The sequence below is a fragment of the Novosphingobium sp. ST904 genome, assembly GCF_001298105.1.
In the GTDB taxonomy this organism is placed as follows: Bacteria; Pseudomonadota; Alphaproteobacteria; order Sphingomonadales; family Sphingomonadaceae; genus Novosphingobium.
The window spans coordinates 145,999-171,038 of record NZ_LGJH01000165.1 but is presented as its reverse complement, the minus strand read 5'-3'; the positions used below and the strand labels follow the sequence as shown (position 1 = coordinate 171,038).

Below are 25,040 nucleotides of genomic sequence, written 5' to 3'. Positions count from 1 at the left end.
AACCGCTCCGGTGCGGCGCATGTCTCAGTATTCGGCGAGCAGGCGGCCCATGCCTTCGATCCGGTCCGCGATCCCCTGCGCGCGCAGGGCGTGCCAGTAGGTTGCGGTGTTGATCGCGATCACCGGCTTGCCCAGTTTCGCCTCGTATTCGGCCGCAAGGTCCACCATCGAGAGATTGGTGCCGACCTGCACGATGGCGTCGACATCATCCCCGTCCAGCTCTTCGATCACCTCGCGCAGGCGGTCTGGGCCGACTTTGGCGATGTCGGTCCAGCAGCGGCATTCCAGCGGCACGTCGCGCTTCACGGTGAAGCCCGATTCCTCCAGGAAATTGCGCACTTCGGCATTGGCGACCGGGTAATAGGGCGAAACGAAGCTCACCGTCTTCGCGCCGTAGGCATGAAGCGCCGCCGCCACCGATTCCGCCCCCGTCGAGGCGCCGACGCCCGCCAGTTCCTCGACCTGCCTCTTCCATTTCCGGCTACCCTCGACCCCGCCGTAGAACGTAATCGCCGACATGCCGAGCACGAGGTAGTCCGGCTTGCAGGTCATCACCGATCGCACCGCGTCCAGCGTGTTTTCGGCGATCGCCGTGGTTCCGGCGATGAAATCCTCGTTCGAGAGCGCCAGCGGGTCCTCGACATAGATGCGCGAGAAATGGTTGGTCACGCCCGCAGGGCGCATGCGCTCCATGTCCGGCTGGACCACGGTGTTGGTGGAGGGGGCGATGACACCCAGCAGCTTTCGCCAACCGAGAACGTCTCCCATTGCAGATACTCCTGTTGCGGACCGGTGCCGGTGCCGCTGGTTGATGGGGTGCCGGGGGTCTGGTTTACGACCTGGTTCAGCGGATCTCGGCCGCCTGGGCGAGGCTCTCGTACATCGCCTGCCGCAGCATGTAGGCGCGGCGGCGCGTATCGTCCTGCTTGATCGCCAGCATGGCTTCGCGGCGGCGCTTGTGCGCCTCGTCCTGCCCGCCGCGGATCATCGCCATGTTTTCCTTGGTCTGCATCTGCGTGAAGCTGTGCGTCACTTCGCGGCGCTGCCGGTCGTAAAGCGCGAGGTTCTCCTCTGCCCCCGAACCCGTCTTCTGCCCCTTGAGCACCGGCAGCAGCTTCTCGAAAAGGTTGAAGGCATCATGCACGCCCGAATTCATGCCGAAGCCGCCAAGCGGGTTGTTGAGATGCCCGGCATCGCCCGCCAGCAGCACGCGGCCCTCGCGGAAGGATTTCGCCACGCGCTGGTGGACCCGGTAGAGCGTGCGGTGCTCGGTCTTCACCATCTCCCCGTCGCCCACCAGCCTGCCGAAGATCGCGTTCTTCATCGCATCCGAGCGCAGTTCCTCGTCACTGAGCGAACCGTCGGTCGGCACCAGCACGCGCCAGAGCGTGGGCACGCGCAGCAGCACCAGCCATTCGTCCGGGTCGGACACGTAGTTGACCCAGGCCAGGTTGGGGATGTGGTCGCCCAGTTCGAACGCGGTCGAGAGGCAGAGGAAGCGTTCGGGATAAGTGAACCCGTCGAATTCGATGCCCAGCCACTTGCGCACGATGGAATTCGCGCCGTCCGCACCGATCAGGTAATCGCAGCGCATCTGCGCGATGCCGGTCATCGTCTCGACCGCAAGGTTCACGCCGTCCGCGTCCTCCTCGAAGGTCAGCAGGCGCTGGCCGAAGCGGACATCGGCATTGCCCTGCTTCTCAAGCCCCGAGGCAAGCGCACGCGACAGGTGATACTGTTCGCACTGGATGCGGAAAGGGTAGCGGGTGACGTCGTCGATCTCGGCAAGGTCGAAGTCGATCACTTCGCCCGAGTGACGGTCTCGCCAGTGATAGACCGGCGCCTTGAGCCCCTTCTCCAGCAGCATCGGCGTCACCCCGATCTGGTCGAGCATTTCCAGCGTCGGCGGATGGAACGTGGAGGCGCGCAGGTCCTGCGCACAATCGCCGTTCACTTCCAGCACCACAACGTCGATACCCGCCTGCGCCAGCAGCGTCGCCAGAACCGTTCCGACCGGTCCCGCCCCCGCGATCGCCACCTGACACCGTTCAACTGCCGCCATATCGAGCAGACTCCATTTCCTGTTCCGTCCCCCGCTATGGACCGGGCGGTCCGGCGGGGCGGGCGAAGTCGCGGAACTATCCGAGGTTCGGGGAGGCGCGCCGGTTGGCGGACACTCCGCCCGCGCGCAGCCGGTCCGGGGGGGCGGCCGGCACGGAGCGGCGCAGGCAGGACAACGAAAAGGGGCGCACCTTGCGATGCGCCCCTCCTCCCTCAACCCGCAATGATGCCCCCGATCAGACGACCGCGCAGACGGTCTTCCATTCAAGGTAGTTTTCCAGCGCCTGCCGCCCGCTGTCCCGGCCCCAGCCGGACTGCTTAACCCCGCCGATGGCAAGAGTGGCGTCATACATGGCGTGGCAGTTGATCCACACCGTGCCCGCCTTGATCGCGCTCGACATGCGGTGGGCGTTCGACAGCCCCTCGGTCCAGACGCTGGCGGCAAGGCCGTATTCGCTGTCGTTGGCGGCGGCGATCACTTCCTCCACATCGTCGAACGCCTGCGCGACCAGCACCGGGCCGAACACTTCCTCGCGCACGATCTCCATGCCGGGCTTCACGTCGACGACCACGGTGGGGGTGATGAAGGTGCCCGCCTCGCCGGTGCGTTCGCCGCCCGCCAGCATCGTCGCCCCCTCGGCCCGCGCGCGCTGCAAGAAGCCTTCGACCCGCTCGGCATGGCGCAGCGAGACCACCGGGCCCATCTGCGTATCGGCGGCAAGGCCGTGGCCGAGCTTCAGGCCCTTGGCATATTCCGCCACGCCCTCCACCACCTGGTCATGGACCGAGCGGTGGACGTAGAGCCGCGATCCGGCGATGCAGACCTGCCCGCCGTTGAAGTAGATGGCATTGGCCACGCCGGGGATCGCCAGCGAAAGGTCGGCGTCGGGCATGACGATGGAGGGCGACTTGCCGCCCAGTTCCAGCGTCACGCGCTTAAAGTTGGTCTTGGCGGCATCGAGCACCGCGCGGCCGGTGGCGGTGGAGCCGGTGAAGGCGATCTTGTCCACCCCCGGATGCGCGGCCAGCGCCGCGCCGGTCTCGCCGCCAAGGCCGGTCACCACGTTGATGACGCCTGCCGGAACACCGGCCTCCACCATCAGTTCGGCCAGCCGCAGCGCGGTGAGCGAGGTATCCTCGGCGGGCTTGAGCACCACCGTGCAGCCCGCCGCCAGCGCGGGCGCCAGCTTCATCGCGGTGAGCACCAGCGGCGAGTTCCACGGCACGATGGCCGCCACCACGCCCACCGGCTCGCGCACGGTCCAGGTCCGCATCTGCTTGCCCTGCGGCTGGTAGTTGATCGAGCTTTCGAGGGTGCTGCCCTCGATCGCCATGGCCTGCCCGGCGAAGAAGCGGAACTGGTTCACCGCGCCGGGGATCTCCGCCCAGCGGCCGACGAACAGCGGCTTGCCCTGGTCGAGCGTTTCCAGTTCGGCAAGGTCTCGATGTTCGCTTCTATAAGGTCGGCGATCTTCCACAGGATGCGCGCGCGCTCCACCGGCACGGTGGCGCCCCAGCCGGCCAGCGCCGCGCGGGCGGCCGAAACGGCGACATCGACATCGGCCGCGCCCGCCTTGGCGATTTGTCCCAGCTCGCTGCCGGTGGCCGGATCGAGGGTAGCGAAGGTGGCGCCTTGCGCAGCCGTGCCCCATGCCCCGCCGATAAGCAGGCCCTCACCGCCCGCGCGGCGGGCGAGAAACTCCTTCGTGCCGGGGCGAAGCGTGCTGAAGTCGAGTGGCATGGCTGTCTCCTTTGTTGCGACCTTTCCTAATCTGGTGAACGGCGCGGCGGCCCCCCGCCACCCCAAAAATTCGCTTGGCGGATAACTCTGTCCGAAACCGCAGCGCCCGACCCCCGGCGCGGTACGCAGACTGCAATGCGGCCTTGCCGTATTGTCATATCAATATACCATTTCATCACCCGGAGTCGTCGGCCGCAATCCGCGCCCGAGATCCGGAACCGAACACTGCCTGAGGGCAAAGCCGGATGGGGAACGCATGACCTATCGTTTGGGCGTGGACGTCGGAGGGACGTTCACCGATCTGCTTCTTTTCAACCAGGACAACGGCGAGTTCTGGCGTCACAAGACGCCATCGACCCCGCATGACAGTTCCGAAGGCATCCTGAACGGTGTCACCGCGGTCTGCGAAAAGGGCGGCATCGCCCCGTCCGACGTGGAATTCTTCCTGCACGGCACCACCGTGGCCACCAATGCGGTGCTTGAAGGCAAGGGCGCGCGCGTCGGCCTCATCACCACGCAGGGCTACCGGCAGGTCATGCAGATCGCCCGTTCCTTCGTGCCAGGCGGCCTGGCCGGCTGGATCGTCTGGCCCAAGCCCGAGCCGCTGGCCGCGCTGGAGGACACTTTCGAGATCAGCGGCCGCATGAACGCGCGCGGACAGGAAACCGCCGGAATCGACGAGGGCGAGATCCGCGCCGCGCTCGAAGCGCTCAAGGCTTCCGGCGTCGAGGCGCTGACCGTCGCGCTCGTCAACGCCTATCTCAACGGCGCGCACGAGGCGCGCGTGGCGGAACTGGCGGCAGAGATCATGCCCGAGGTGCCGATCTCGCTCAGCCATCTGGTCCTGCCCGAAATGCAGGAATACGAACGCACGCTCACCACGGTCGCCAATGCGGCGGTGCGTCCGGTCGTCGGCAAGTACGTGCGCAACTTGCGCGCATCGCTGCGCGGCGCCGGCATGGCGGGTTCGCTCTCGCTGCTGCGCTCCGACGGCGGGCTGATGTCTTCCGAAAAGTCGGAGGAACACCCCGTCTCGCTGCTGATGTCGGGTCCGGCAGGCGGCGTGACCGGGGCGATCTGGGTCGGCCGCAATGCCGGCATCAGAAACATCCTCACGCTCGACGTGGGCGGCACCTCGACCGACGTGGCGCTGATCGAGAACCTGGAGGCGCGCCGCCAGCGTACCACCGAAGTCGGCCACCTCTCGGTCCGCGCCTCGGCGCTGGACGTGAAGACGGTGGGCGCGGGCGGCGGCTCGATCGCCTATGTGCCGGAACTGACCAAGGCGCTGCGCGTCGGCCCGCAATCGGCAGGCGCGGTGCCCGGCCCGGTCGCTTACGGCAAGGGCGGCAAGCTGCCCACCGTGACCGACGCCAACGTCGTGCTGGGCTACCTGCCCGAGAACCTCCTCGGCGCACCTTCAAGCTCGACCGCGAAGGCGCCAAGGCGGCCGTCCAGACCATTGCCGACGCGCTCGGCATCGGCCTGATGGAAGCGGCGCGCGGCATCATCGACATCGTCAACGAGAACATGTTCGGCGCGCTGCGCATGATCTCGGTGCAGCAGGGCTACGACCCGCGCGACTTCGCGGTGATGGGCTTCGGCGGTGCCGGGCCGCTCCACGTCAATGCCGTATCCAAGCTGATGGGTTCCTGGCCCGCCGTCTCGCCGGTCTCGCCCGGCGTGCTCTGCGCGCTTGGGGATGCCACCACCCGCATGCGCACCGAAACCGCGCGCTCGTTCTCGCAGCGCGTGGCGGACACCAGCGAGGCCGACGTGCTGGCCCTGCTGGAGGAAATGGCCGCGCAGACCCGCGCCGAACTCGCCGCCGAAGGCATTGCCGAGGCGGACATCACCAGCCAGTTCGAACTCGACGTGCGCTATGAAGGCCAGGCCTTCGAAGTGCCGCTTTCGATCGACCCGGAAACGCTGCGCGCCGACGGCCTTGCCGGCGTCACCGCCCGCTTCGATGCCGAGCACCTGCGCCTCTTCACCTTCAACATGGACAGCGCCCATGAACTGGTGAACCTGCGCGCCGTCGCCATGGGCCCTGCCCTCGAACTGCCCTCGCCGCCGCTGGAGCAGGGAGACGGCGATCCGATCCGCGCCAAGATCCGCGACCACGAACTGTGGACCGGCACCGAAATGCAGGCCGCCGTCATCTACGACCGTGCGAAGCTGCGCGCCGGAGACGTGATCCCCGGACCCGCCGTCGTCACCGAGATGGACTCCACCACGCTGATCGAGGCCGACTGCGTCGGCACTGTCGATCACGCCGGCAACATCCTCATCAACCTCGCCTGAGGGGAGCCAAGACCATGCCCGCACGTATCATTCAGGCCACTGAAGCCCCGTTCCAGACGGTTCCCGTCGATCCCGTAACCCTCGACATCATCGAGAACGCCCTGCGCAACGCCCGCATCGAGATGGACGCCACGCTGGTGCGCACCGCGATGTCGCCCGGCATCCGCGAACAGGGAGACGCCTTCCCGCTGATCGCCGACCATCAGGGCAAGATGATCGTCGGCCAGTTCGGTTCCTACATCGGCCCCTTCCTCGAAGGGTTCGACGGCACAGTGGAAGACGGCGACCTGATCTTCCTGTCGGACCCCTATTCGGTGGGCGGCGCCATCAGCCACTGTAACGACTGGCTGGTGCTGCTGCCGGTGTTCAAGGACGGGCGCCTGATCGCCTATACCTCGATGTTCGGCCACCAGAGCGACATCGGCGGCATGGTCCCCGGCTCGATGCCGATCCACGCCACCGAGATTTTCCAGGAAGGCGTGCGCATCCCGCCCGTGAAGATCTGGAAGAAGGGTGAATACAACGAGGATCTGGTCAAGCTGGTCATGCACCAGTCGCGCACGCCGGACTGGTGCAAGGCGGATCTCAACGCGCTGATCGCCTCGTGCCGCGTCGCCGCGCACCGCGTGGTGGAAATGGTGGAACGCTTCGGCGACGACGTGTTCGTCTCCGCCACGGAAATGCTGCTCGAACGCAACCACCGCGCGATGAAGCACCTGATCGAAACCTCCATCGGCGAGGAGAAGGTCACGTTCGAGGACTACATCTGCGATGACGGCATGGGCTACGGTCCCTACCGGATCAAGTGCACGATGTGGCGCGAAAACGGCCGCGTGGTGCTCGATTTCGACGGCACCGACCCGCAGTCCAAGGCCTCGATCAACATGCTGCTGAACGAGAACATGATGCGCATGTTCTTCGGCATCTACATGATCATGATCTTCGATCCGCAGATCCTGTTCAACGATGGCTACTACGACCTGATCGACGTGCGCATCCCGGAAGGCTCGCTGCTCAAGCCGAAATTCCCGGCCGCGCTTTCGGGCCGCACGCACGTCCTGGGCCGCCTGTTCGACATCCTGGGCGGGTTGCTCGGCCAGAAGACGCCGGAATTCCTCAACGCCGCCGGTTTCTCGTCCTCGCCGCACCTGTTCTATGCCGGGCACGACAAGGCCGGTAAGTGGTTCCAGCTGTTCCAGATCGGCTTCGGCGGCATCCCCGGCCGTCCGCTGGGCGATGGGCCGGACGGACACTCGCTGTTCCCCGGCTTCACCAACGTTCCCAACGAGTTCCTCGAACGCTATTTCCCGCTGGAGATCGTCAAGTACGAGACAGTGGCGGATTCGGGCGGCGCGGGCCTCCATCGCGGCGGCAACGGCATCAACATGGTGTACCGCTTCCTCGAGAGCGGCGTGATCGCGATCCATGACGACCGCTGGTTCGTGCCGCCCTGGGGCGTCAACGGCGGCCTTCCGGGCAAGCGTGCGAAGAAGATCCTCACCAAGGCGGACGGCACGCAGATCGTGGTCGGCAACAAGCTGGAGGACTATCCGGTCGAGGCCGGTGACGAGCTGCAGTTCATCACCTGGGGCGGCGGCGGCTGGGGCGACCCGCTAGACCGCGATCCCGCGCTGCTGGCCAAGGAACTGAAGCAAGGCCTCGTCACCGCCGAAGGCGCGAAGGACTACGGCGTGGTGCTGGTGGATGGCGCGGTGGACGAAGCCGCGACGCAGGCCCTGCGCGCCGAAATGCGCAAGGCTCGCGGCGAAATCGGCGTGTTCAACTTCGGCCCGGACATCGAGACGCTGCGCGCCAACTGCCTTGCCGAAACCGGCCTTCCCGCCCCCATCGCGCCGCAGTGGACGCATGTGGCCGCTCCTGCTTTCGCAGAAGCCGCCGAATAAACAGAACACAGGAGAGAACCATCATGGCCAATCCGATTTTCCGCCAGAAGCTGGAGAGCGGCAAGTTCTTCGTCATTCCCGGCATCCAGGACATGATCACCGCGGTGATCGCCAACAAGGTCGGCTTCGATCTCGTCTATGGCACCGGCTACTGGCTTACCGCCTCGGCCTGGGGCCTGCCCGACGCCGGGATCGCCACCTACACCGAGATGAAGAACCGCATGGAAACGCTGGTGCGCACCAGCAATGCGGCGGTCATCGCGGACGGCGATACCGGCTATGGCGGCCTGCTCAACGTCCATCACACCGTGAAGGGCTACGAGGCCGCCGGCGTCACCGCGATCCAGCTCGAGGATCAGGAATTCCCCAAGAAGTGCGGCCACACGCCGTTCCGCCGGGTGATCCCGGTGGAAGACATGGTGGAGAAGATCAAGGTGGCGATCGCCGCGCGCGAGAGCGAGGACTTCCTCGTCATCGCCCGCACCGACGCGCGCCAGAGCGAGGGGCTGGACAGCGTGATGCGCCGCCTCGAAGCCTACGACAAGGCGGGCGCCCACGTCCTCTTCCCCGAAGCGCTGGAAAGCGAGGAGGAAATGGCGAAAGCCTGCTCCGCTTTCGACAAGCCGCTGATGGCCAACATGGCGAACGGCGGATCGACGCCGATCCCGCTCGCCTCGGTGCTGGAGGAGATCGGCTATGGCTTTGCGATCTACCCCTCGCTCACCAGCCTGGTCGCCTGCACCGCCATCGAGAAGTCGCTGCGCGATCTCAAGGACCACGGCATCGGCGAGCCCGAGGGCATCTTCAACTTCAAGGAGTTCTGCTCGCTGATCGGCTTCGACGAAGTGTGGGACTTCGAGAAGCAGTGGGCACCTGCTCCGGCTCCGGTGAAGTAAGCCGATGAAGCGCCGGATCGCCGCCGCCGTCCTCTCCCGCTCCGGGGACCATCCCCGGCCCTATGCCGAGAACGAGCCGCTGGCGGTCCGGCCGCTCGATCTCTCCGATCCGCTGCCCGGCGAAGTGCTGGTCCGGATCGACGCGGCGGGGATCTGCCACTCGGACCTCTCCGTCATCAACGGCGACCGGCCCCGGCCGATGCCGATGGCGCTGGGGCACGAGGCGGCGGGCACCGTGCTGGCGCTGGGCGATCCCGATGAACCGGACCTCGCGGTGGGGGACCGCGTGGTGCTGGTGTTCCTGCCGAGCTGCGGGCAATGCGCGGCCTGCCTCTCGGGCGAGGGCTACCTCTGCGCGAAAGGCGCCGCCGCCAACGGCAAGGGCGAACTGATGCGCGGCGGCAGCCGCCTCTCCTGCGAGGACGGCGTGGTCCACCACCATCTCGGCGTCTCGGCCTTCGCGACGCAGGCGGTGGTGGACCGGCGCTCGCTGGTGAAGATCGACGCCGATATCCCGCCCGAGACCGCCGCACTGTTCGGCTGCGCGGTGCTCACCGGGGTCGGCGCGGTGATGAACACGGCCAAAGTCCAGCCTGGCGAAAGCGTGACCGTGATCGGGCTGGGCGGCGTCGGGCTTTCCGCGCTGCTCGGCGCGCTGGCGGCGGGCGCGCAGCCGGTCCATGCGGTGGACCCGTCCCCTGCCAAACGCGCGCTGGCGCTGGAACTGGGCGCGGCCAGCGCTTCCGCCCCGGGCGAGGACGATGCGGCCATGGGCAGCGACGTGGTGGTGGAAACGGTCGGCAAGGCCGCCGTGCTGGCCCATGCCTATCGCTCTGCCCGGCGCGGCGGCCGGATCGTGACGGTGGGCCTCCCCAACCCGTCGGAGGATCTGGCCATCAACGCACTGTCGCTGGTGGCGGACGCCAAGACGCTGATGGGCAGCTACATGGGCTCCTCGATCCCCGCGCGCGACATTCCGCGCTACATCAAGCTCTGGCGCGCGGGACGACTGCCGGTGGAGAAGCTGCTGACCTCGGTCGGCCCGCTGGAGGAGATCAACGAGGCCATGGACAAGCTCGCCTCGGGCGAGGCGATCCGCCAGGTGATCGTGCCCGGCTGGTAAGCAGCGAATCGTTACCGCATGCAGGCGCCGGCCTTTGCGATCAGGCCCTCACGGCACCCCCGGCGCGAAATTAATTTTCGTTCCGATCAAGAAAAAGGGCGCTGGCGGAAAACTATGAACCCGTTTTGGTTCCGCCTGTCGGCATATCTATCCGACAGGCGGATATCGTCTTGATTATTTCGAGCAAAACGTCATTCCCTTGTCACTCTTCCGATAACACAAAAAACGGACGGGGTCTGACGATGGAAAAAGGGGTTCCAATTCGCTCTATCACGCGGTCAATCGCGGCGCTGAAGGCGATCAACCGCCACGGCTCGCTCTCCATGATGGAGATCGCCAAGGCATCCGAGGTGCCCTATCCCACCGCCTGCCGCATCGTCCAGACCTTGCTCTATGAAGGCCTGATCGAACAGGAACCCTCGCGCAAGCGCTACCGCGCCACGGCCATGGTGCAGACACTGGCAACCGGCTTCCAGCATGACGACGAACTGGTCCGTCTCGCCCGGCCGCACATCGTGGGCCTGACCAAGCGTCTCGGCTGGCCGGTGTCGATCGCCATCCGCGTGGGCCGCGAGATGATGCTGCGCGACAGCACCCATTCGAACTCCTCGCTGACGTTCGAACACTATTACCCCGGCTTCACCCTGCCGATCCTCGACAGCGCCTCGGGCAAGGTGTCGATGGCTTATGCGCCTGATGACGAGCGCGAGATGATCCTGCGCTTCATGCGCGTCTCGCAGGACATCGACCTCAATTACCTCGCCACCGCCGAAGTCAGCCTCGATGTCGATCGCATCCGCGCCGAGGGCTACGCCGTGCAGGGCCGCAACCACTTCAACCTCACGCCGGGCAAGACCTCGTCGGTCTCGGTGCCGATCTTCCGCAACGGCCACTTCGAGGCGGCGATGACCATGGTGTTCTTCGTGGCCGCCATGCGCCTGTCGCAGGCGCTGGAACTCTATCTCGACGATCTCAAGTCGACGGCGGCGGCGATCAGTCACGATCTGTCGAACCCCGTTCCGATGGGAAATGCCTGAAGCCCGGGATAAAAAAAAGGGAGGTCCCGATGGGCCTCCCTTTCCTGTTTCCCGATGTAGCGCCCGTTCAGAGCCGCGCGGTTACCGCCTTGGTTTCCAGGTAACCGTCCAGCCCTTCCTTGCCGAACTCCCGGCCCCAGCCGGACTGGCCGTAGCCGCCGAACGGAATGTTCGTCCCCACCGCGCCGTGGCAGTTGATGGAGACATGGCCCGACCGGATACGCTTCACCAGCCGGTGCGCGGTGGACAGGTCCTTCGTCCAGACCGAGCCGGAAAGCCCGTAAGGCGTGTCGTTGGCCAGTGCCGCCAGCCCGTCGAGGTCGGTGGTTTCCACTTTCATCACCGCCATCACCGGGGCCGAAGATCTCCTCCTTCACCAGCGCCATGTCCGGGCGGCAGTCCGTATAGATCGTCGGGCGCACGAAGTTGCCGGGACGGTCCAGCTTCCCGCCGCCCGTCACCAGCCTGGCCCCGGCCGCCTCGGCCCCCTCGATATAGCCCATGACCTTGGCGCAATGGGCGTCGGAGATCATCGGCCCCTGCATCGTCGCAGGGTCCAGCCCGTGACCCAGCGTCATCGATTCCGCGAAAGCCTTGAGCCCCGCCACCAGTTCGTCATGCACATCGGCATGGGCGAAGATGCGCGTTCCGGCCATGCAGTTCTGGCCCTGCAGGAAGAACGTGGCCATCGCCGTGCCCGGCACTGCCAGCGCAAGGTCGGCATCGGGCATGATCATGACCGGGCTCTTGCCGCCCAGTTCGAGGCTTACCTTCTTGAGATTGCCCAGCGCCGCCGAAACGATCTTGCGCCCCGTTGCGGTGGAGCCGGTGAACGAGACCTTGTCGATCCCCGGATGCGCCGCGATCGCCGCCCCGGCATCGCCGCCAAGGCCGTTGACGATATTGACCACGCCCGCCGGAAAGCCCGCATCGAGCACCATCTGGCCCAGCGCCAGCACCGAAAGCGGCGTCTCTTCCGAAGGCTTGACCACGACCGTGCAGCCCGCCGCCAGCGCCGGGGCCAGCTTGAGGATCGCGGTGGAGAGCGGCACGTTCCACGGCACGATCTGGCCAACCACGCCCACAGGCTCGCGCAGGGTATACGTCAACGCCTCGGTCTCGGCCGCGATATGGCGCGGCGGGGCAGTGGTGGTGCCCTCGATCCGCATCACCGCGCCGGCATAATAGTCGATCATCTCGACGCAGTTGGCGGTGGTGAGCCCGGCGATGAAACCGGGCATGCCGTTGTCGAGAATGTCGAGCTGGCTGAGCAGCGTGGCGTTCTGCTCCATGATCCGGGCCAGCCGGTGCATCAGCGCGGTACGCTCCGCCACGGTCATGCGCGACCACGGCCCGTCGAAGGCGCGCCGCGCGGCGGCAACCGCAAGGTCCACTTCCGCCGCGCCGCCGGTCTGCACGCGGGTCAGTTCGAGGCCGGTCGCCGGATCGCGGCTGGCCAGTTCCCCGCTGCCTTCCACCCATTCGCCGCCGATCAGCAGCTTGTGGGTCTGGCCGAGAAACGCCTCGGTTTCAGGCGCGATCTTATGGCCATCAAAGGGAACGGGGGCAAAGGGAACCGCGCTCATACCGGTACTGTCCTGCAATCGTAGTTGAACAGGCCCAGCGATTCCTCGTCCTTGGTGCCTTCAAGGCCGAAGAAGTCGGTGTTCTGGCCCTGCATCCGGTCGGCGTTGGCGTTGCTTTCCGCCTGGATGAAAGTCGCGCGTTCGTGGCGCGCGGCCTCGTAGCGACGAAGACCCTCGCCGATGGTGGCCGATGCCGCCAGCGCGCGGGCAAGGACCACGCCGTCCTCGATCCCGCAGGCCGCGCCGTGGCCGAGGAACGGCGTCATGGCATGGGCGGCATCGCCGATCAGGGTCACGTTGTCGTCGATGATCCAGCCCGGCAGCGCGGTGCGGGCGTTGATCGCCCACTTGTACATCGGCTGCTCGCAGGCCGCGGCGATCAGCTTCTGCGCATCGGTGCACCAGCCTTCGTAGACCTTGCGGACCTCCCCGGGATCGACCGGAGTGGTCCAGCCTTCCTCGTTCCAGCCGTCCTGCCGCGAGAAGAACACCAGGTTCATGGCCGTGGACCCGCGAATGTTGTAGCGCGTGATCATCGCGCCGGGGCCGATGATGATGCCGGGGAAGTCCGAAAGTTCCTGCAATCCCGGCGTCACCGGCACCAGGCAGCGCCAGGCGACATGGCCTGTGAAGTGCGGCGGCGTGGTCTCGAACCGTTCGCGGATCACCGACTTCACACCGTCCGCGCCGACGATCAGGTCGCCGGTCACGGTAGAACCGTCCACCAGCGTCACCGTATTGCCTTCGCTGGAGACCACGCCCGCGCTGGTGCGCAGATCGACGCCCGCCCGCCGCGCCGCGCCCAGCAGGACTTCGTGCAGGTCGGCGCGGTGGATGGTGACGTAAGGCGCGCCGTACTTGTCGCGCTGGTCAGATCGGTCCTTGGCGACGATGGTGCGGCCGTCCTGCCAGTGCTGGATGCGCTGGCGGCTGGGCTCCACGCCCGCGCTCGCCGCTTCCTCGCAGACGCCGATGAAGTCGAGGCCCTTCATGGCGTTCGGGGAGAGCGTGACGCCCGCCCCGATCTCGCCGAATTCACGCGCGCTTTCCAGCAGCGTGACCTTGAAGCCTTCCTGCGCAAGAGCGGCGGCGGCGGTCATGCCCGCGATGCCGCCGCCGACAATGACGATGCTTTCGGCGCGCGCCATCGTCAGGCCGCCGATCCGCCGGTCAACTGACCGGGAATGTGGCTCTCATGGTTCTGGAGATACCATTCGGCGATCTCTTCGCGGGTGGCCCACCAGACACCGGGGAGCGACTTGGCGTGTTCGATGAACTCCCGCAGCGCGCGAACGCGGTGGGCACGGCCGGAGACGTGCGGATGCAGGCCGACGTTCATGATCCGGCCGGTCTTGCCGCCTTCTTCATAAAGCACATCAAGTTCCTCGATCAGCGCATCGCGGAACTGGTCGGTGGTGAAGTTCTTTCGAGTAATGAAAGTGAAATCATTGATTTCATTGGAATATGGCACCGAAACAATCGGGCCGTTGGGCGTGCGCAGCAGGAACGGCTGATCATCGTTCATGATGTCGCAGTAGAATGTGCAGCCCTGCTCGGCGAGGATATCGGCGGTCTGCATCGTGCCCCGCAGGCTGGAGGAGAGCCAGCCCTTGGACTTGCGGCCGGTGTACTTCTCGAACTGCTCAAGGCTGCGCAGGACGATGTCGCGCTCCTTTTCCGGCTGGTGTGCGAAGTTGGTCAGCAGTTCGCCCTGTTCCCAGTTGTGGGTCAGCAGTTCCCAGCCGCGTTCGAGCACGGCGTCGGTCATCGCCTTGCGGCGTTCGAAGGTCACGGCATTGGTGGTGCAGCTGGCTGGAACGCCCAGTTCGTCGAACAGGTCGAACAGGCGCCAGATGCCTACGCGCTGGCCATATTCGCGCCAGGTGAAGTTCGGGAAATCGGGCGTGTTGCCCGGCAGCACGTCAGGCAGGATGGCCGGGCCGCCCGCGTAATAGGGCTTGTCGGTATCCTTGGTGAGGTCCCAGGTTTCGAGATTGAACGTCAGGATCAGGGCAACCCGCGCGCCGTTCGGCCACTTGAGGGGCTGGCGCTGCGGAAGGGGAACGTAATCGTATTCCATGGGACAATTCTCGCTTGCGACGTGTTGTTGGACCCGAACCATATTCCGGGCACCCTTCCCCACCCTCGCACCGCAACTCTCCGCCTTGCGAACAGCGGCTTGGCCTGTCAGCGGGCGCGGGGGCGGCACTTCATGGCATTCACATGCCGAGGACTTCAAGAGCGACGCGCTCGGACGATTCCAGAGCGCCTTCGAGGCCGCGCGCGCCCGTGGCGGTATGCTCGCCGCAGAAGAACAGGCTGCCCGCGGGTTTGGCGATCTCGTCCATCCAGGCGACCTGCCCGGGCGCGATGTACGAGAAGTCTCCGAGGTTGAACTTTTCCTGCGACCAGCTGAAGTAGGAGTGCGCGGCCAGCTTGCCTTTCGCCGCCGGACGCAGGGCCTCGATCCGGGCGACGACCATGGCCTTTACCGCCTCGGCCCCCATCCGGTCCCAGTAGTTCGCAAGGTTGGCGCGGGCCTGGACGATGAAGCCGGTGATCTGCTGCGGATCGTCGCCATAGCGCTGCGGGATGACGTTGCCGAGCACGCCGTCCGTCCACATGCCGGGCGAGAGGCCGTCCTGTTCCCAGAACGGGGCCTCGGCCGTGACGAAGACCATCGAGATCGGCTGATATCCAAGCTGCGCCACCGCCTGCGCCTGCACGCCCGAAAGGCCGGGCTCGATCCGCACGTTGCGCAGGGCGGAGAACGGCAGCGAGCAGATCACCCTGGGGGCGGAGAAGGTCGCGCCGTCAGCGCAGTGTACCGTTGCGCGGCCGCCGTCCTGCGTGATCGCCACGATCTCGCGGCCAAGCAGGACGTCGCCCTTCATCTGCTTCGCCAGCGCCATCGGCATGAGCAGGTTGCCGCCCTTCACCGCGAAGGATTTGGGCCCCGCCGCGATCTGCGCCTTCACGAAGCCGTCGTTGTACTCGCTGAGCAGGGCGGAAACGTCATAGGCGTTCATGCCGTAATAGGGCGCGATATCGTAAGAGAGGTGGATCGCCTGGTCGGACAGCCCCTGCTGGCGCAGGAAATCGTGCAGCGAGATATCGAGCTTCGCATTGACCGGGTCGTGCCACGAATTCCAGTCCTCCAGCCGTGTCTTCTGGGCGACCAGCATCGGCACCAGCTCTGCCGGCAGCACCGATTTCAACGCATCGGGGAAGGGGTTGCCCGGAAACTTCGCCCATTCCTCGCGGGTGAGCGGCTGGTCGCCGATATAGAGCAGGCTGGGCGGACCGATGCGGTAGCGCGCGCCCACTTCCTGCATCTCCACACCCGCACGCTGGGCGATATCGAGGCCGCGGCCATAGCCTTCGCCCATCGAATTGAAGCCCATTTCGGGATAGCCGGGCTGGTCCAGCAGGGTCATGATCCGCCCGCCCACGCGGCTGCGCCCCTCGATCACGGTGACCTTGAGCCCCTGCTCCTCCAGCAGCCAGGCCGCCTGAAGCCCGGAAATGCCTGCGCCCAGCACCAGCACGTCCGGCTCTCCCGAACGCGCGGCGCCCTTGCCAGCGCCCTTCGCCGGCGCCGCGCGGGGGGAGGCGACGGCGGGCAGGCCCGATGCCAGCGCTCCCATGCCGAACGCCGCCGCGCCGAGCGTGAACTTGCGCCTGTCCATCACCATGCCTGCCTGCTCCTTTGGCTCGCCGGTCCACATCGGGGAGATATCGTCCCGATGGCCTGCCGCGAACGGTTCTAGAGCCATCGACGGTACAGACGGCAGCCCGTGTTCGAAGCCGCGCTGCATGGATGCCCATCAGGCGGATAAACGGGCGGCGATTTCGGTTGAAACCCCCTGCCCGAATGCGCGAATGACGCTTGACTCTATTTGTCTGACAAATTATTTATCCGATAAATAAGAACCGAAGCTGGGAGGGGAATTATGAAATCCGCAATCCGGCGCCGCATGGGCGGTGCCAGCTTTCTCGCCATCGCACTCGTTGCCACGCCCGCCGTCGCCCAGACGGCCGGGACCGAAGGCAATACGACGGACGAGGAAATCGTCGTCACCGGCCTGCGCGCCTCGCTGCGCGACGCGCTGAACGCCAAGCGCGCGGCCTCGGTCGTTACCGAGACGATCAGTTCCAAGGACATCGGCGCGCTGCCGGACGTCACCATCGCCGATTCGCTGCAGCGCCTGCCCGGCGTCACCGCCACGCGCGATCGCGGCAACGCCAGCCAGGCGGCCGTGCGCGCCTTGGCCCGCGCCTCGTGCTCGGCCTCATCAACGGCCGCGAAGTCGCCTCGTCCGAGCCGGATCGCAATGTCCGCTGGGAAATCTATCCCTCGGAAATCGTCTCGGGCGTGACCGTCTACAAGTCGCAGTCGGCCGACATCATCTCGGGCGGCGTCGCGGCCACGATCGACATCCGCACCGTGCGCCCGCTGGACTACCAGGGCCCCGCGCTCACGGCGCGCGCCGGCGCGCTCTACAATGACAGCGGCAAGGACATTCCCGGCTATTCCGGCTGGGGTTCACGCGGCAGCGCGCAATATGTCGGCAAGATCACCGACAATCTCGCCGTCGTCGTCGGAGGCACCTTCCAGCGCCAGAAGAACGGCTACAACTCGTTCCAGGGCTGGGGCTACAACACTTACGACATCAATGGCGAAGACGCCCCCACGCTGAACGGCCAGCCGGTCAACGCACCCTGGGGCGCGCAGACCGAGATCAAGGCGCTCAAGGAAACCCGCTGGTCCACCACCGGCGCGATCCAGTGGCAGCCCACCGCGAACTGGGACATCAACCTCGATGTCCTCTACTCGAAGGTGAAGATCGACGAGCACCAGTCGCAGCAGTGGTACGGCCGCCAGAACGGCTGGGGCGACTGGGGCGGCGAGATCGGCGCCCCCGGCGATATCTACCAGGACGGCAGCTACACACTGTCGGGCAACACGATCACCGGCGCCACGCTGAACAACTATTCCTCCGTCACCAATGTCCTTGCCCGTTACCAGGAGGACAAGGACCTGTTCGTGACCGGCTTCAACGCCAAGTACGACGACGGCGACTGGACGGCCAAGTTCGACGGCTCCTACTCGCGCGCGCGCCGCGACAATTCGTGGGGCGCGATCGCCACCGAACTCTATCCGGCGAGCACGACCTTCTCGACCGGGCGCGGCTCGGTGCCCAGCGTCTCCGTCAGTTCCAACCCGGGTGACGTCAACAACCAGGTCATCCCGAGCTACTACGCCGGCCAGTACGACGGCCCGCAGCGGCTCAAGGACGACCTCGGCGCCGCGCAGGTGGACGTCTATCGCCACATCCACGACGGCTTCTTCACCGGCTTCGGCGGGGGTCTTCGCTACTCCAACCGCGTGAAGAGCTACGACGCCTATACCGCCACGGTGAACACGAAGACGCTCGGCAACCTGACGATCGATCCTTCGTACCTGACCGAATTCTCGGTGGGCACCTTCAACGTGCCCAACCTGGTCTGGGGCAATTACGAAACGCTCGCGGCCGAATACCTCGCAATCGGCACGCCCGAGCGCGACAAGTCGAAGTACTGGCGGGTCAAGGAGGATAACTTCGAAGGCTACGTGATGTCGGACTTCGCGGGCAACGGCTTCACCGGCAACCTCGGCGTCCGCTTCGTCAACGTCTCGACCCATTCGAACGCCTTCTCGGGCCGGACCTACTGGGACAACGATCTCCAGCAGAACGTCACCGTGTTCGATCCCGTGCGCGAGAACGACAAGTACTTCCGCGTCCTGCCCAGCCTCAACCTCAACTTCGAGCTGACCGACAGCCTGAAGCTGCGCGCCGGCGCCGCCCGCGTCCTGTCCCGCCCGCCGCTCGACGAGCTGCGCGCCAGTATGGCGCTGAGCAACTACCCGCCGACCAACACGGGATCGGGCGGCAACCCGCACCTCAAGCCATTCATGGCGACCCAGGGCGACCTCTCGCTGGAATGGTACTTCCACAAGGACGCGCTCGTTGCGGTGGCGGGCTATTACAAGGACGTCAGCAGCAACGTCGGCTACACGCAGACGCAGGAAACGATCGGCGGCGACACCTACCAGATCACCTCGCCGCGCAACGGCAAGGGCGGCTACATCGCCGGTGTCGAGGCGACCTTGCAGACGCCGTTCTACTTCATCCCCGGACTCAACAAGTTCGGCCTCTACGCGAACGCCAGCTTCGTGGATTCCAACGTGAAGGAACTGGCCCCGGTCAGCAATCCGTTCCCGGGCGTGGGCCTCACCAAGTTCACCGGCGAAATCGACCTGTGGTATTCCGACCATGGCATCGATGCCGCGTGGCGCTCAAGCATCACAGCCCGTTCACCGTGATCTACGGCTGGGACGCCTCGCAGCTCACCCGCCTCGAATCCGAGACGACGCTGGGCGCCAGCGTGTCCTACGCCGTGACCAAGAACTTCTCGGTGCGCCTCCAGGCCAACAACCTGACCAACCAGGTCGCGCGGTTCTACTGGAACAACGATCCCGACCAGATCGCCCGTTACGAGAAGTACGGCCGCAGCTACCTGATGGACGTGACCTTCAAGTATTGATCTCCCAACCGGCCCCGTGCGCAAGCGGGGCCGTCATTCCTGCCCTCCATGAGGGCAGGAAACACGAAAAGGGGCGCCATCTCCTCCCGGCGCCCCTTTTTTTGTGCGCGCCCGCGGCGCGAAACGCCCGCCCGCCAGCGCCATCGCCGCCAGCGATTCGCGCGCGGCGCGGAAGAAAATACAATTTTTTCAGGGTATCCCGCACAAGCCGGCGCGGGAAAATGCATCCTCTGCAACCCGCCGGAAGCCCGGAAAAGCGCGCTTTGCACCGGCACCTTATCCAACCTGTCACATTTGTGAATGGTGCCCATACGGCTCATTAACTTTGAGTACAGTCTTGGAACGACATAGGGAACTCGTCCCAAGGCATTGTTCAAGATGCTATATTTCCTGAGAAATATATACGAAATTTTTCAGAAATATTAATTCCTGAACGATGATCGCGAATATCTGCGCTCATCTCAGAACAATAACTTTGCCGTGGAGATAAGACGACCTTTGTGTCGCAGGACTATTATGAGGATTACCATGAAGTACATTGCACTTTCGGCCGCTCTTGCCGCTTCGTTTTCGGTTCCCGCCATGGCGCAGGACACCGAAGCGTTCACCGGCCCCCGCGCCGGCGTCACCATGGGCTTCGACAAGATTCAGGGCGATGAAGGCTTCTCCTACGGCGTGAACGCCGGCTACGACGTTGCCGTCGCGCCGCGCATCACCGTGGGCCCGGAAGTCTCCTTCGGCGACTCCACCACCGACAGCGCCACGACCGACGTGAGCCGCGACATCACCGCCTCGCTCCGCGCGGGCTATGTGGTCGCCCCCAAGGTCCTGGCCTTCGGCAAGGTCGGCTACACCAGCACCCGCTTCGAGCCGGTGGCCGGCGGCAACTATTCGCTTGAGGGCGTGCGCTACGGCGGCGGCCTGGAATATGCGGTGACGCCGAAGACCTACATTTCGGCCGAATACCAGCGCACCGAATACGAAGCGAACTTCGGTGGCCGTGACGCGGCAGTCGTCGGCGTGGGCATGCGTTTCTAAGAGCTTCCAACCCGCCACCGAGACGGGAAGGCAAAAGGACGGGAAGGGTTGCCCCCCCAGGGGGACGCCCTTCCCGTTTTGCGTTACTTCGAGGCCTTCACGTAAGTCTTCGAGAGGAAGTCGATGCCCGGCACCACTTCGTGCTTCCGCAGGTCGAACCAGGCGGCGTTTTCCCAGTTCGATCCGGTGCCCCAGCGCGTCTTGCACTGCGTGGAAACCCAGTCCGGCGCCCAGTAGACCACGCCGTTCCCGCCCGCATCGACCACGGTCTGCGTCAGGTCCTCAAGATACTTCAACTGCCCCTTCGGCGTTGCCGGATAGCCGGGAATCAGCGAATCCGTGCCGAGCAGGTTGGTAGAGGCATCGGCGCTATCCTCGGTGAAGGGATAGGCCGTCTCCACCACCATGACATCCGCACCGTAGCGCTTGTGTGCGGTGTCGATGACCTTGGCCAGGCCCGAGAGGTTGTATTTCGACCACTTGGAGTAATAGCTCACGCCGATGATGTCATAGTCGAGCACGCCCGCCGCCGTCGCATCGTCGAACCAGGGCAGGACGTTTTCGGGCTGGGCGATGTGCAGCATGACCCGGATCGGCTTGCCCGTCTCCTTCGAAACCTCGCGCACGGCCGCGACGCCGGCGTTGAGCAGGCTGGCATTGCGCTTCCAGTCGATCGGCTTGTCCTTGGTGCCGCCCATGACTTCGGGGTTGGTCTCGTTGCCGACCTGCACCAGTTCGGGCAGTTCCCCCGCCGCGTTCAGCTTCGAAAGCACGTCGCGCGTGTAGTCGTGCAGCGCGCGCACCTGCTGCTGGGTGTCCATCTTGGCCCAGGCGGCCGGCACGATCTGCTTGTCGCCATCGGCCCAGTCGTCGGAGTAATGGAAGTCCAGCAGTACCTCCAGCCCGGCGGCATGGGCGCGGCGGATGGTCTTGAGCACGTCCTCGTAGTTCGAATACTTCGTCCACTGCGGATCGTTCCAGATCCGCACACGCATCAGGTTTCCGCCCTTTGCCTTCAGAAGCACGAAAGGATCCACGGGCTTGCCGTTCTGGCGGAACACGGCGCCGCAGTCCTCCATCTCGTTGGCAAAGGACAGGTCGGCGCCGAGATAGAGCTTGGTCTCGGCATGAGCCGAAGTCGCCGCCAGCAGCGTGGAGGCCGCAAGCGCGGCGCGAATGACGTTCTTCACCGGTATTCTCCTGCGGCCGGTCAGTGGAAAAAGAGATCGATGGCGGCGGGCGAAAGCCCCTCGCCGGACACGGTGACGCGGGCCGAGCCGCTGGAACCGCTGCCCTGCACGATGGCCTGTGCAAGGCCGTTGAACGCCTTGCGGCTGTCGCCCTTGTCGGCCTCCAGCGAGGTGGGATTGCCGTTGCCCAGCCCGATGATCCGCGCCGGGCCGCTGACGCTGAAGCGCAGCGCATTGTCCGCCGTGGGCACCGGATTTCCGGCCTTGTCGAGCACTTCGACCCGCAGCACCGAAAGATCGGCGCCGCCTGCGGCGAGACGGACGCGCTCGGCGGTAAGCTTGAGCTTCGCCGGGGCCGATGCCGTCACCCGCTGGTCACGGGCGACGACCTTGCCGCCGTTGTACCCGCGCGCCTCCAGCTTGCCGGGCGCATAGGGCACCTGCCATTCGAGGTGGCCGTTGCGCGGCATCGGCTTGCGCCCCAGCGACTTGCCGTTGAGCAGCAGTTCGATCTCCGCGCAGTTGCCGTGCGCCCGACACCGGGATCGGCTGCCCTCGCGGCCGCCCAGTTCCAGTGCGGTAGGAGATGGACCAGCGGCTGGTCCGGCCGCCACCACGCGCGGTAGTAAAAGTAGTTGTCCTTGGCGAAACCGCAGCTGTCCATCGCGCCGAAGTAGCTGGCAACGCTGGGAAACGCCGGATAGGGCGTGGGCTCGCCGCGATAGTCGAACCCGGTCCAGATGAAGCCGCCGGCGATGTAGGGCGCGTTCGCCACGATCGTCCACCATTCCTCGGCGGTCGATGCCCACCAGGGATGCTCGGTGTCATAGGCCTTGACGATGTGCCGGGCCTCGTCGTTCTCGTACGCGCCGCGCGTGGAGACCGTGCTGCCCGTCTCGGTGCCGATCACCGGCTTGTCGGGGTGCCGTTCGTGCCAGGCGGCGATCTTGTCGGTGCGGTAATTGAAGCCGACGACATCCACCGCCTCGGCAGCGCCGCCGTCCCAGCCCTGGTCCATGGCCTGGGTGGTGAGGCGGGTGGGATCCAGCGCCTTGCAGCGCGCTACCAGTTCGGCCGAGATGCGGCGGCCGCGCTCCGAACCCTGATGGCCTTCCTCGTTGCCGACCGACCAGAGGATGATCGAAGGGTGATTGCGCGAGGAGAGGATCATCCGCTCCAGCTCGTCCATCGCCTCGGGGTTGGTGGTGTTGAGCCGCGTTTCCGCGATCATCATCATGCCCTTGCGGTCGCAGATGTCGAGCAAGACCTGCGCGGAGGGATTGTGTGCGCTGCGCCAGGAATTGGCGCCCATTTCCAGCGTGCGGTCAACGCGCCATTCGTGCAGCGCATCGGGGATCGCGGCGCCGACGCCGGCGTGGTCCTGATGGTTGCAGACGCCGAGCAGCTTCACGTTCTGCCCGTTGATGGTGAACCCGCGAACTGCGTCGAAGGTCACGGTGCGCACGCCGAACGCGGTCTCGGTCCTGTCCACCACCACGCCATCGCGCAGGACTTCGGTGGTGAGCCGGTAGAGATAGGGACTTGCCGGAGACCAGAGCCGGGGCGCCCGGATGCGTGCGGTCTGCTCGAACTCCACCTTGCCGAGCGCGCCCGGCTCGGCAAGGTGATCGGCCGCCATGGCAACCTGCCGCCCTTCCGCATCATGGACCGCGTGGCGCACGGTCACTTTCGCCGGGCTTTCGGCGTCGTTCGCCAGGGTGGTGAGGATGGTGACAGCGGCCCCTTCGCCGTCCACTTCCGCGCGGACGCATGTGCCCCACTGGGGAACGTGGCAGGCAGCCGCGCTGACCAGTGTGACGTGACGGTAAATCCCCGCCCCCTCATAGAACCAGCCCTCGCCCAGCGAGGCATCGACGCGCACCGCAAGCTGGTTGGCGCCGCCTTCGTAATCGAGGAAATCGGCGATATCGACGCGGAACGGAGCATAGCCGCTGGCGCTGCCGCCCGCCTCGAAGCCGTTCACGAAGACCTTGCAATTGCGGAACACGCCATCGAATTCGAGCCAGACCGCGCGTCCCTTGTCAGCCGCGCCCACCGGCAGGCGGCAGCGATACCAGCCAACGCTGTTCTGCGGGAATGCGCGCCCGATCGCCTTGAAGCCGTGCGCGGCGACAGCGTCTTCCTTGTCCTTCTCCGCAGGCGCGGCGGGCCCGGCGAAGGGCAGGTCCACCGCCCAGTCGTGAGGAACGCGGATTGCGCTCCAGCCGCTGTCATCGAAATCGGCCAGCGTGGCGGGCGAAACGTCGCGGCCGGGCTTGGCATACGTGCGCTGGTTCAGGCCGAAATCGAAATCCTTCGCCATGTCCGCGGCATGGCCGAGATGGAAGCGCCACCCTTCCGCCAGCTGCACCGAACGGCGCGGAGATGCCTCTGCCCGCCCCTGCGCCGTCGTTTCGGCCAGGGCAATGCCGGGAAGGCTCGCCGTGCCGAGGCCCGCAAGGCCCAGCGCCATGGCAGTGCGGCGGTCGGTGGAAATCGTCTGGTCGTCCATCATCGGTCTGGGCTCTCACGGCAGCTGCGTAGCTGGGAGGGCGACGATCCTTGCGGATCGCAGTCCTTGCCGGTTCAGGCCCTCCCGTCTTCTTTCCATTTATATGATATATATGGTTACGGCGGTCAATCGTTTGCGGCAGATCGTTTTCCGTCCTTCCCCGCCGCCCTTTGGCCTTCAGCTCTCGCCTTCGTTATGCTCGATCGCATCGAGGGCATCGACGATGATGAGCTTCATCGCATCGTGAGCAGCCTCGGGATCGCGAGACAGGATGGCATTCTTCACCCGCTCGTGAGACTCAAGATCGGCGCTGCGCCCGACGATCCGGTTGGTGTAGCGGATCGAGGTCTTCAGGGCGGTGGACACCACGTCGCGGAACTGCCCGAAGAACGGATTGCCCGAAGCGCTCAGGATCGCGACGTGGAAGGCGACATCGGCCTCCAGCACATCGTCCCGGCCTTCTTCGGCAGCCTGCATCCGGGCGAAGCCGGCAGCGATCGATCCCAGCCCTGCCTCGTCCGCCTCCCTGGCCGCCAGCGCGGCGGCGGCAGGCTCGATCGCGACGCGCAACTGGCTGAACTGCTTGAGCAGATCGATCGAAAACCGTTTTTCCAGCATCCAGCGCAGCACATCGGTATCGAACAGGTTCCATTCGCTGGAAGGCTGGATCACCGTGCCTTGTCGGGGCCGGGCACTGACCAGCCCCTTGGCCGTCAGCATCTTCACCGCTTCGCGCGTGACCGAGCGGCTGACGCCGTTCTGCACGGAAAGTTCGGCTTCCGTCGGAAACGGCTTTTCGGCATATACACCGCCGATGATCTGCGAACCCAGTCGATCGAGCAGGCCGTAAGTGAGGTTCCGCCCCAGAGAACTGCGGGTCTCCTGCTGCTTGACTTGCATCTGGTTGCGCTCTCCCATTATATCTTTAATCATATAAATAGACCCGGCGCCGCCAGCACAAGTCCTTTAAGCATTTCATTGCTTGGCACGAATGCATTTGCCCGCACCATCGCTGCCTTGGCCTCCGCGCTGGCATGTCGGCCTTTCGCAGGCTAGCAAG

At 65.6% G+C, this 25,040-nt stretch carries 17 protein-coding genes and 4 pseudogenes; 9 read left to right on the top strand and 12 right to left on the bottom strand.

What is annotated here, in order from left to right; all coding sequences use genetic code 11:
- Nucleotides 1-24: 24 nt before the first annotated feature.
- The 3 genes and pseudogenes from ADT71_RS27205 to ADT71_RS27195 all read right to left on the bottom strand — a co-directional run bounded on the left by ADT71_RS27205 (nucleotide 25) and on the right by ADT71_RS27195 (nucleotide 3,802).
- Nucleotides 25-768, bottom strand: coding sequence for an arylmalonate decarboxylase (locus tag ADT71_RS27205; protein ID WP_054441881.1), 744 nt, complete (start codon nucleotides 766-768; stop codon nucleotides 25-27).
- Between the two features lie 76 nt (nucleotides 769-844).
- On the bottom strand, nucleotides 845-2,062 hold the full coding sequence (locus tag ADT71_RS27200) for an NAD(P)/FAD-dependent oxidoreductase (RefSeq protein WP_054441880.1): 1,218 nt from the start codon (nucleotides 2,060-2,062) through the stop codon (nucleotides 845-847).
- A 235-nt stretch (nucleotides 2,063-2,297) separates the two neighbouring features.
- A pseudogene (locus tag ADT71_RS27195) lies at nucleotides 2,298-3,802 on the bottom strand (aldehyde dehydrogenase).
- A gap of 256 nt (nucleotides 3,803-4,058) precedes the next feature.
- Between ADT71_RS27195 and ADT71_RS27190 the strand changes: the two are divergent.
- The 5 genes and pseudogenes from ADT71_RS27190 (at nucleotide 4,059) to ADT71_RS27170 (ending at nucleotide 11,066) form a co-directional block, all read left to right on the top strand.
- Nucleotides 4,059-6,106: pseudogene (locus tag ADT71_RS27190) on the top strand (hydantoinase/oxoprolinase family protein).
- A 14-nt stretch (nucleotides 6,107-6,120) separates the two neighbouring features.
- Nucleotides 6,121-8,010 (top strand): hydantoinase B/oxoprolinase family protein, encoded by a 1,890-nt coding sequence (locus ADT71_RS27185; protein WP_054441879.1) that lies wholly within the window; start codon nucleotides 6,121-6,123, stop codon nucleotides 8,008-8,010.
- A 23-nt stretch (nucleotides 8,011-8,033) separates the two neighbouring features.
- The gene (locus ADT71_RS27180) at nucleotides 8,034-8,906 is read left to right on the top strand and encodes an oxaloacetate decarboxylase (RefSeq protein WP_054441878.1); all 873 of its coding nucleotides are present in this window, start codon (nucleotides 8,034-8,036) and stop codon (nucleotides 8,904-8,906) included.
- Nucleotides 8,907-8,910: 4 nt separating this feature from the next.
- A complete protein-coding gene (locus tag ADT71_RS27175; RefSeq protein WP_054441877.1) occupies nucleotides 8,911-10,029 on the top strand; it encodes an alcohol dehydrogenase catalytic domain-containing protein in 1,119 nt (372 codons plus the stop codon).
- A gap of 242 nt (nucleotides 10,030-10,271) precedes the next feature.
- Nucleotides 10,272-11,066, top strand: a complete 795-nt coding sequence (locus ADT71_RS27170; protein ID WP_054441876.1) for an IclR family transcriptional regulator — start codon at nucleotides 10,272-10,274, stop codon at nucleotides 11,064-11,066.
- A 67-nt stretch (nucleotides 11,067-11,133) separates the two neighbouring features.
- Here ADT71_RS27170 and ADT71_RS35225 read toward each other — a convergent pair whose 3' ends face one another.
- From ADT71_RS35225 to ADT71_RS27150, 5 genes and pseudogenes are all read right to left on the bottom strand, one after another.
- Complete coding sequence (locus tag ADT71_RS35225) at nucleotides 11,134-11,406, bottom strand: aldehyde dehydrogenase family protein (protein WP_255351704.1); 273 nt, start codon at nucleotides 11,404-11,406, stop codon at nucleotides 11,134-11,136.
- 79 nt (nucleotides 11,407-11,485) lie between these two features.
- Nucleotides 11,486-12,652 (bottom strand): annotated as a pseudogene (locus ADT71_RS27165) (aldehyde dehydrogenase); the annotation flags it as partial.
- Nucleotides 12,649-13,800, bottom strand: coding sequence for an FAD-dependent oxidoreductase (locus ADT71_RS27160; RefSeq protein WP_054441875.1), 1,152 nt, complete (start codon nucleotides 13,798-13,800; stop codon nucleotides 12,649-12,651). The pseudogene ADT71_RS27165 and the gene ADT71_RS27160, both read right to left, overlap by 4 nt.
- A 2-nt stretch (nucleotides 13,801-13,802) precedes the next feature.
- A complete protein-coding gene (locus ADT71_RS27155) occupies nucleotides 13,803-14,732 on the bottom strand; it encodes a polysaccharide deacetylase family protein (protein WP_054441874.1) in 930 nt (309 codons plus the stop codon).
- Between the two features lie 139 nt (nucleotides 14,733-14,871).
- Nucleotides 14,872-16,347 carry an NAD(P)/FAD-dependent oxidoreductase gene (locus tag ADT71_RS27150; protein WP_054441978.1) on the bottom strand — a complete coding sequence of 492 codons (1,476 nt, stop codon included), beginning with the start codon at nucleotides 16,345-16,347 and terminating at the stop codon, nucleotides 14,872-14,874.
- A gap of 258 nt (nucleotides 16,348-16,605) precedes the next feature.
- On the opposite strand from ADT71_RS27150, the gene ADT71_RS32475 reads away from it, so the two are divergent.
- The 4 genes from ADT71_RS32475 to ADT71_RS27130 all read left to right on the top strand — a co-directional run bounded on the left by ADT71_RS32475 (nucleotide 16,606) and on the right by ADT71_RS27130 (nucleotide 20,278).
- Nucleotides 16,606-17,031 (top strand): TonB-dependent receptor plug domain-containing protein, encoded by a 426-nt coding sequence (locus ADT71_RS32475; RefSeq protein ID WP_197283147.1) that lies wholly within the window; start codon nucleotides 16,606-16,608, stop codon nucleotides 17,029-17,031.
- Nucleotides 16,935-19,019, top strand: coding sequence for a TonB-dependent receptor (locus ADT71_RS27140; RefSeq protein ID WP_197283146.1), 2,085 nt, complete (start codon nucleotides 16,935-16,937; stop codon nucleotides 19,017-19,019). The genes ADT71_RS32475 and ADT71_RS27140 overlap by 97 nt, the downstream gene beginning before the upstream one ends.
- On the top strand, nucleotides 18,986-19,240 hold the full coding sequence (locus tag ADT71_RS35220) for a TonB-dependent receptor (RefSeq protein WP_054441871.1): 255 nt from the start codon (nucleotides 18,986-18,988) through the stop codon (nucleotides 19,238-19,240). Before ADT71_RS27140 ends, ADT71_RS35220 begins: the two co-directional genes overlap by 34 nt.
- Nucleotides 19,241-19,768: 528 nt before the next feature.
- Nucleotides 19,769-20,278, top strand: coding sequence for a porin family protein (locus ADT71_RS27130; RefSeq protein ID WP_054441870.1), 510 nt, complete (start codon nucleotides 19,769-19,771; stop codon nucleotides 20,276-20,278).
- Nucleotides 20,279-20,361: 83 nt separating this feature from the next.
- On the opposite strand, the gene ADT71_RS27125 is transcribed toward ADT71_RS27130, so the two are convergent.
- The 4 genes and pseudogenes from ADT71_RS27125 to ADT71_RS27115 form a co-directional block, all read right to left on the bottom strand.
- Nucleotides 20,362-21,468 carry a glycosyl hydrolase 53 family protein gene (locus ADT71_RS27125; protein WP_197283145.1) on the bottom strand — a complete coding sequence of 369 codons (1,107 nt, stop codon included), beginning with the start codon at nucleotides 21,466-21,468 and terminating at the stop codon, nucleotides 20,362-20,364.
- 20 nt (nucleotides 21,469-21,488) lie between these two features.
- Nucleotides 21,489-22,256: a DUF4982 domain-containing protein gene (locus tag ADT71_RS34600; RefSeq protein WP_231636231.1), complete on the bottom strand. Its 768-nt coding sequence runs from the start codon at nucleotides 22,254-22,256 to the stop codon at nucleotides 21,489-21,491.
- A pseudogene (locus ADT71_RS34595) lies at nucleotides 22,232-23,791 on the bottom strand (glycoside hydrolase family 2 TIM barrel-domain containing protein); the annotation flags it as partial. The pseudogene ADT71_RS34595 and the gene ADT71_RS34600, both read right to left, overlap by 25 nt.
- Before the next feature lie 366 nt (nucleotides 23,792-24,157).
- Nucleotides 24,158-24,898 carry a FadR/GntR family transcriptional regulator gene (locus tag ADT71_RS27115; RefSeq protein WP_231636230.1) on the bottom strand — a complete coding sequence of 247 codons (741 nt, stop codon included), beginning with the start codon at nucleotides 24,896-24,898 and terminating at the stop codon, nucleotides 24,158-24,160.
- Nucleotides 24,899-25,040 lie beyond the last annotated feature (142 nt).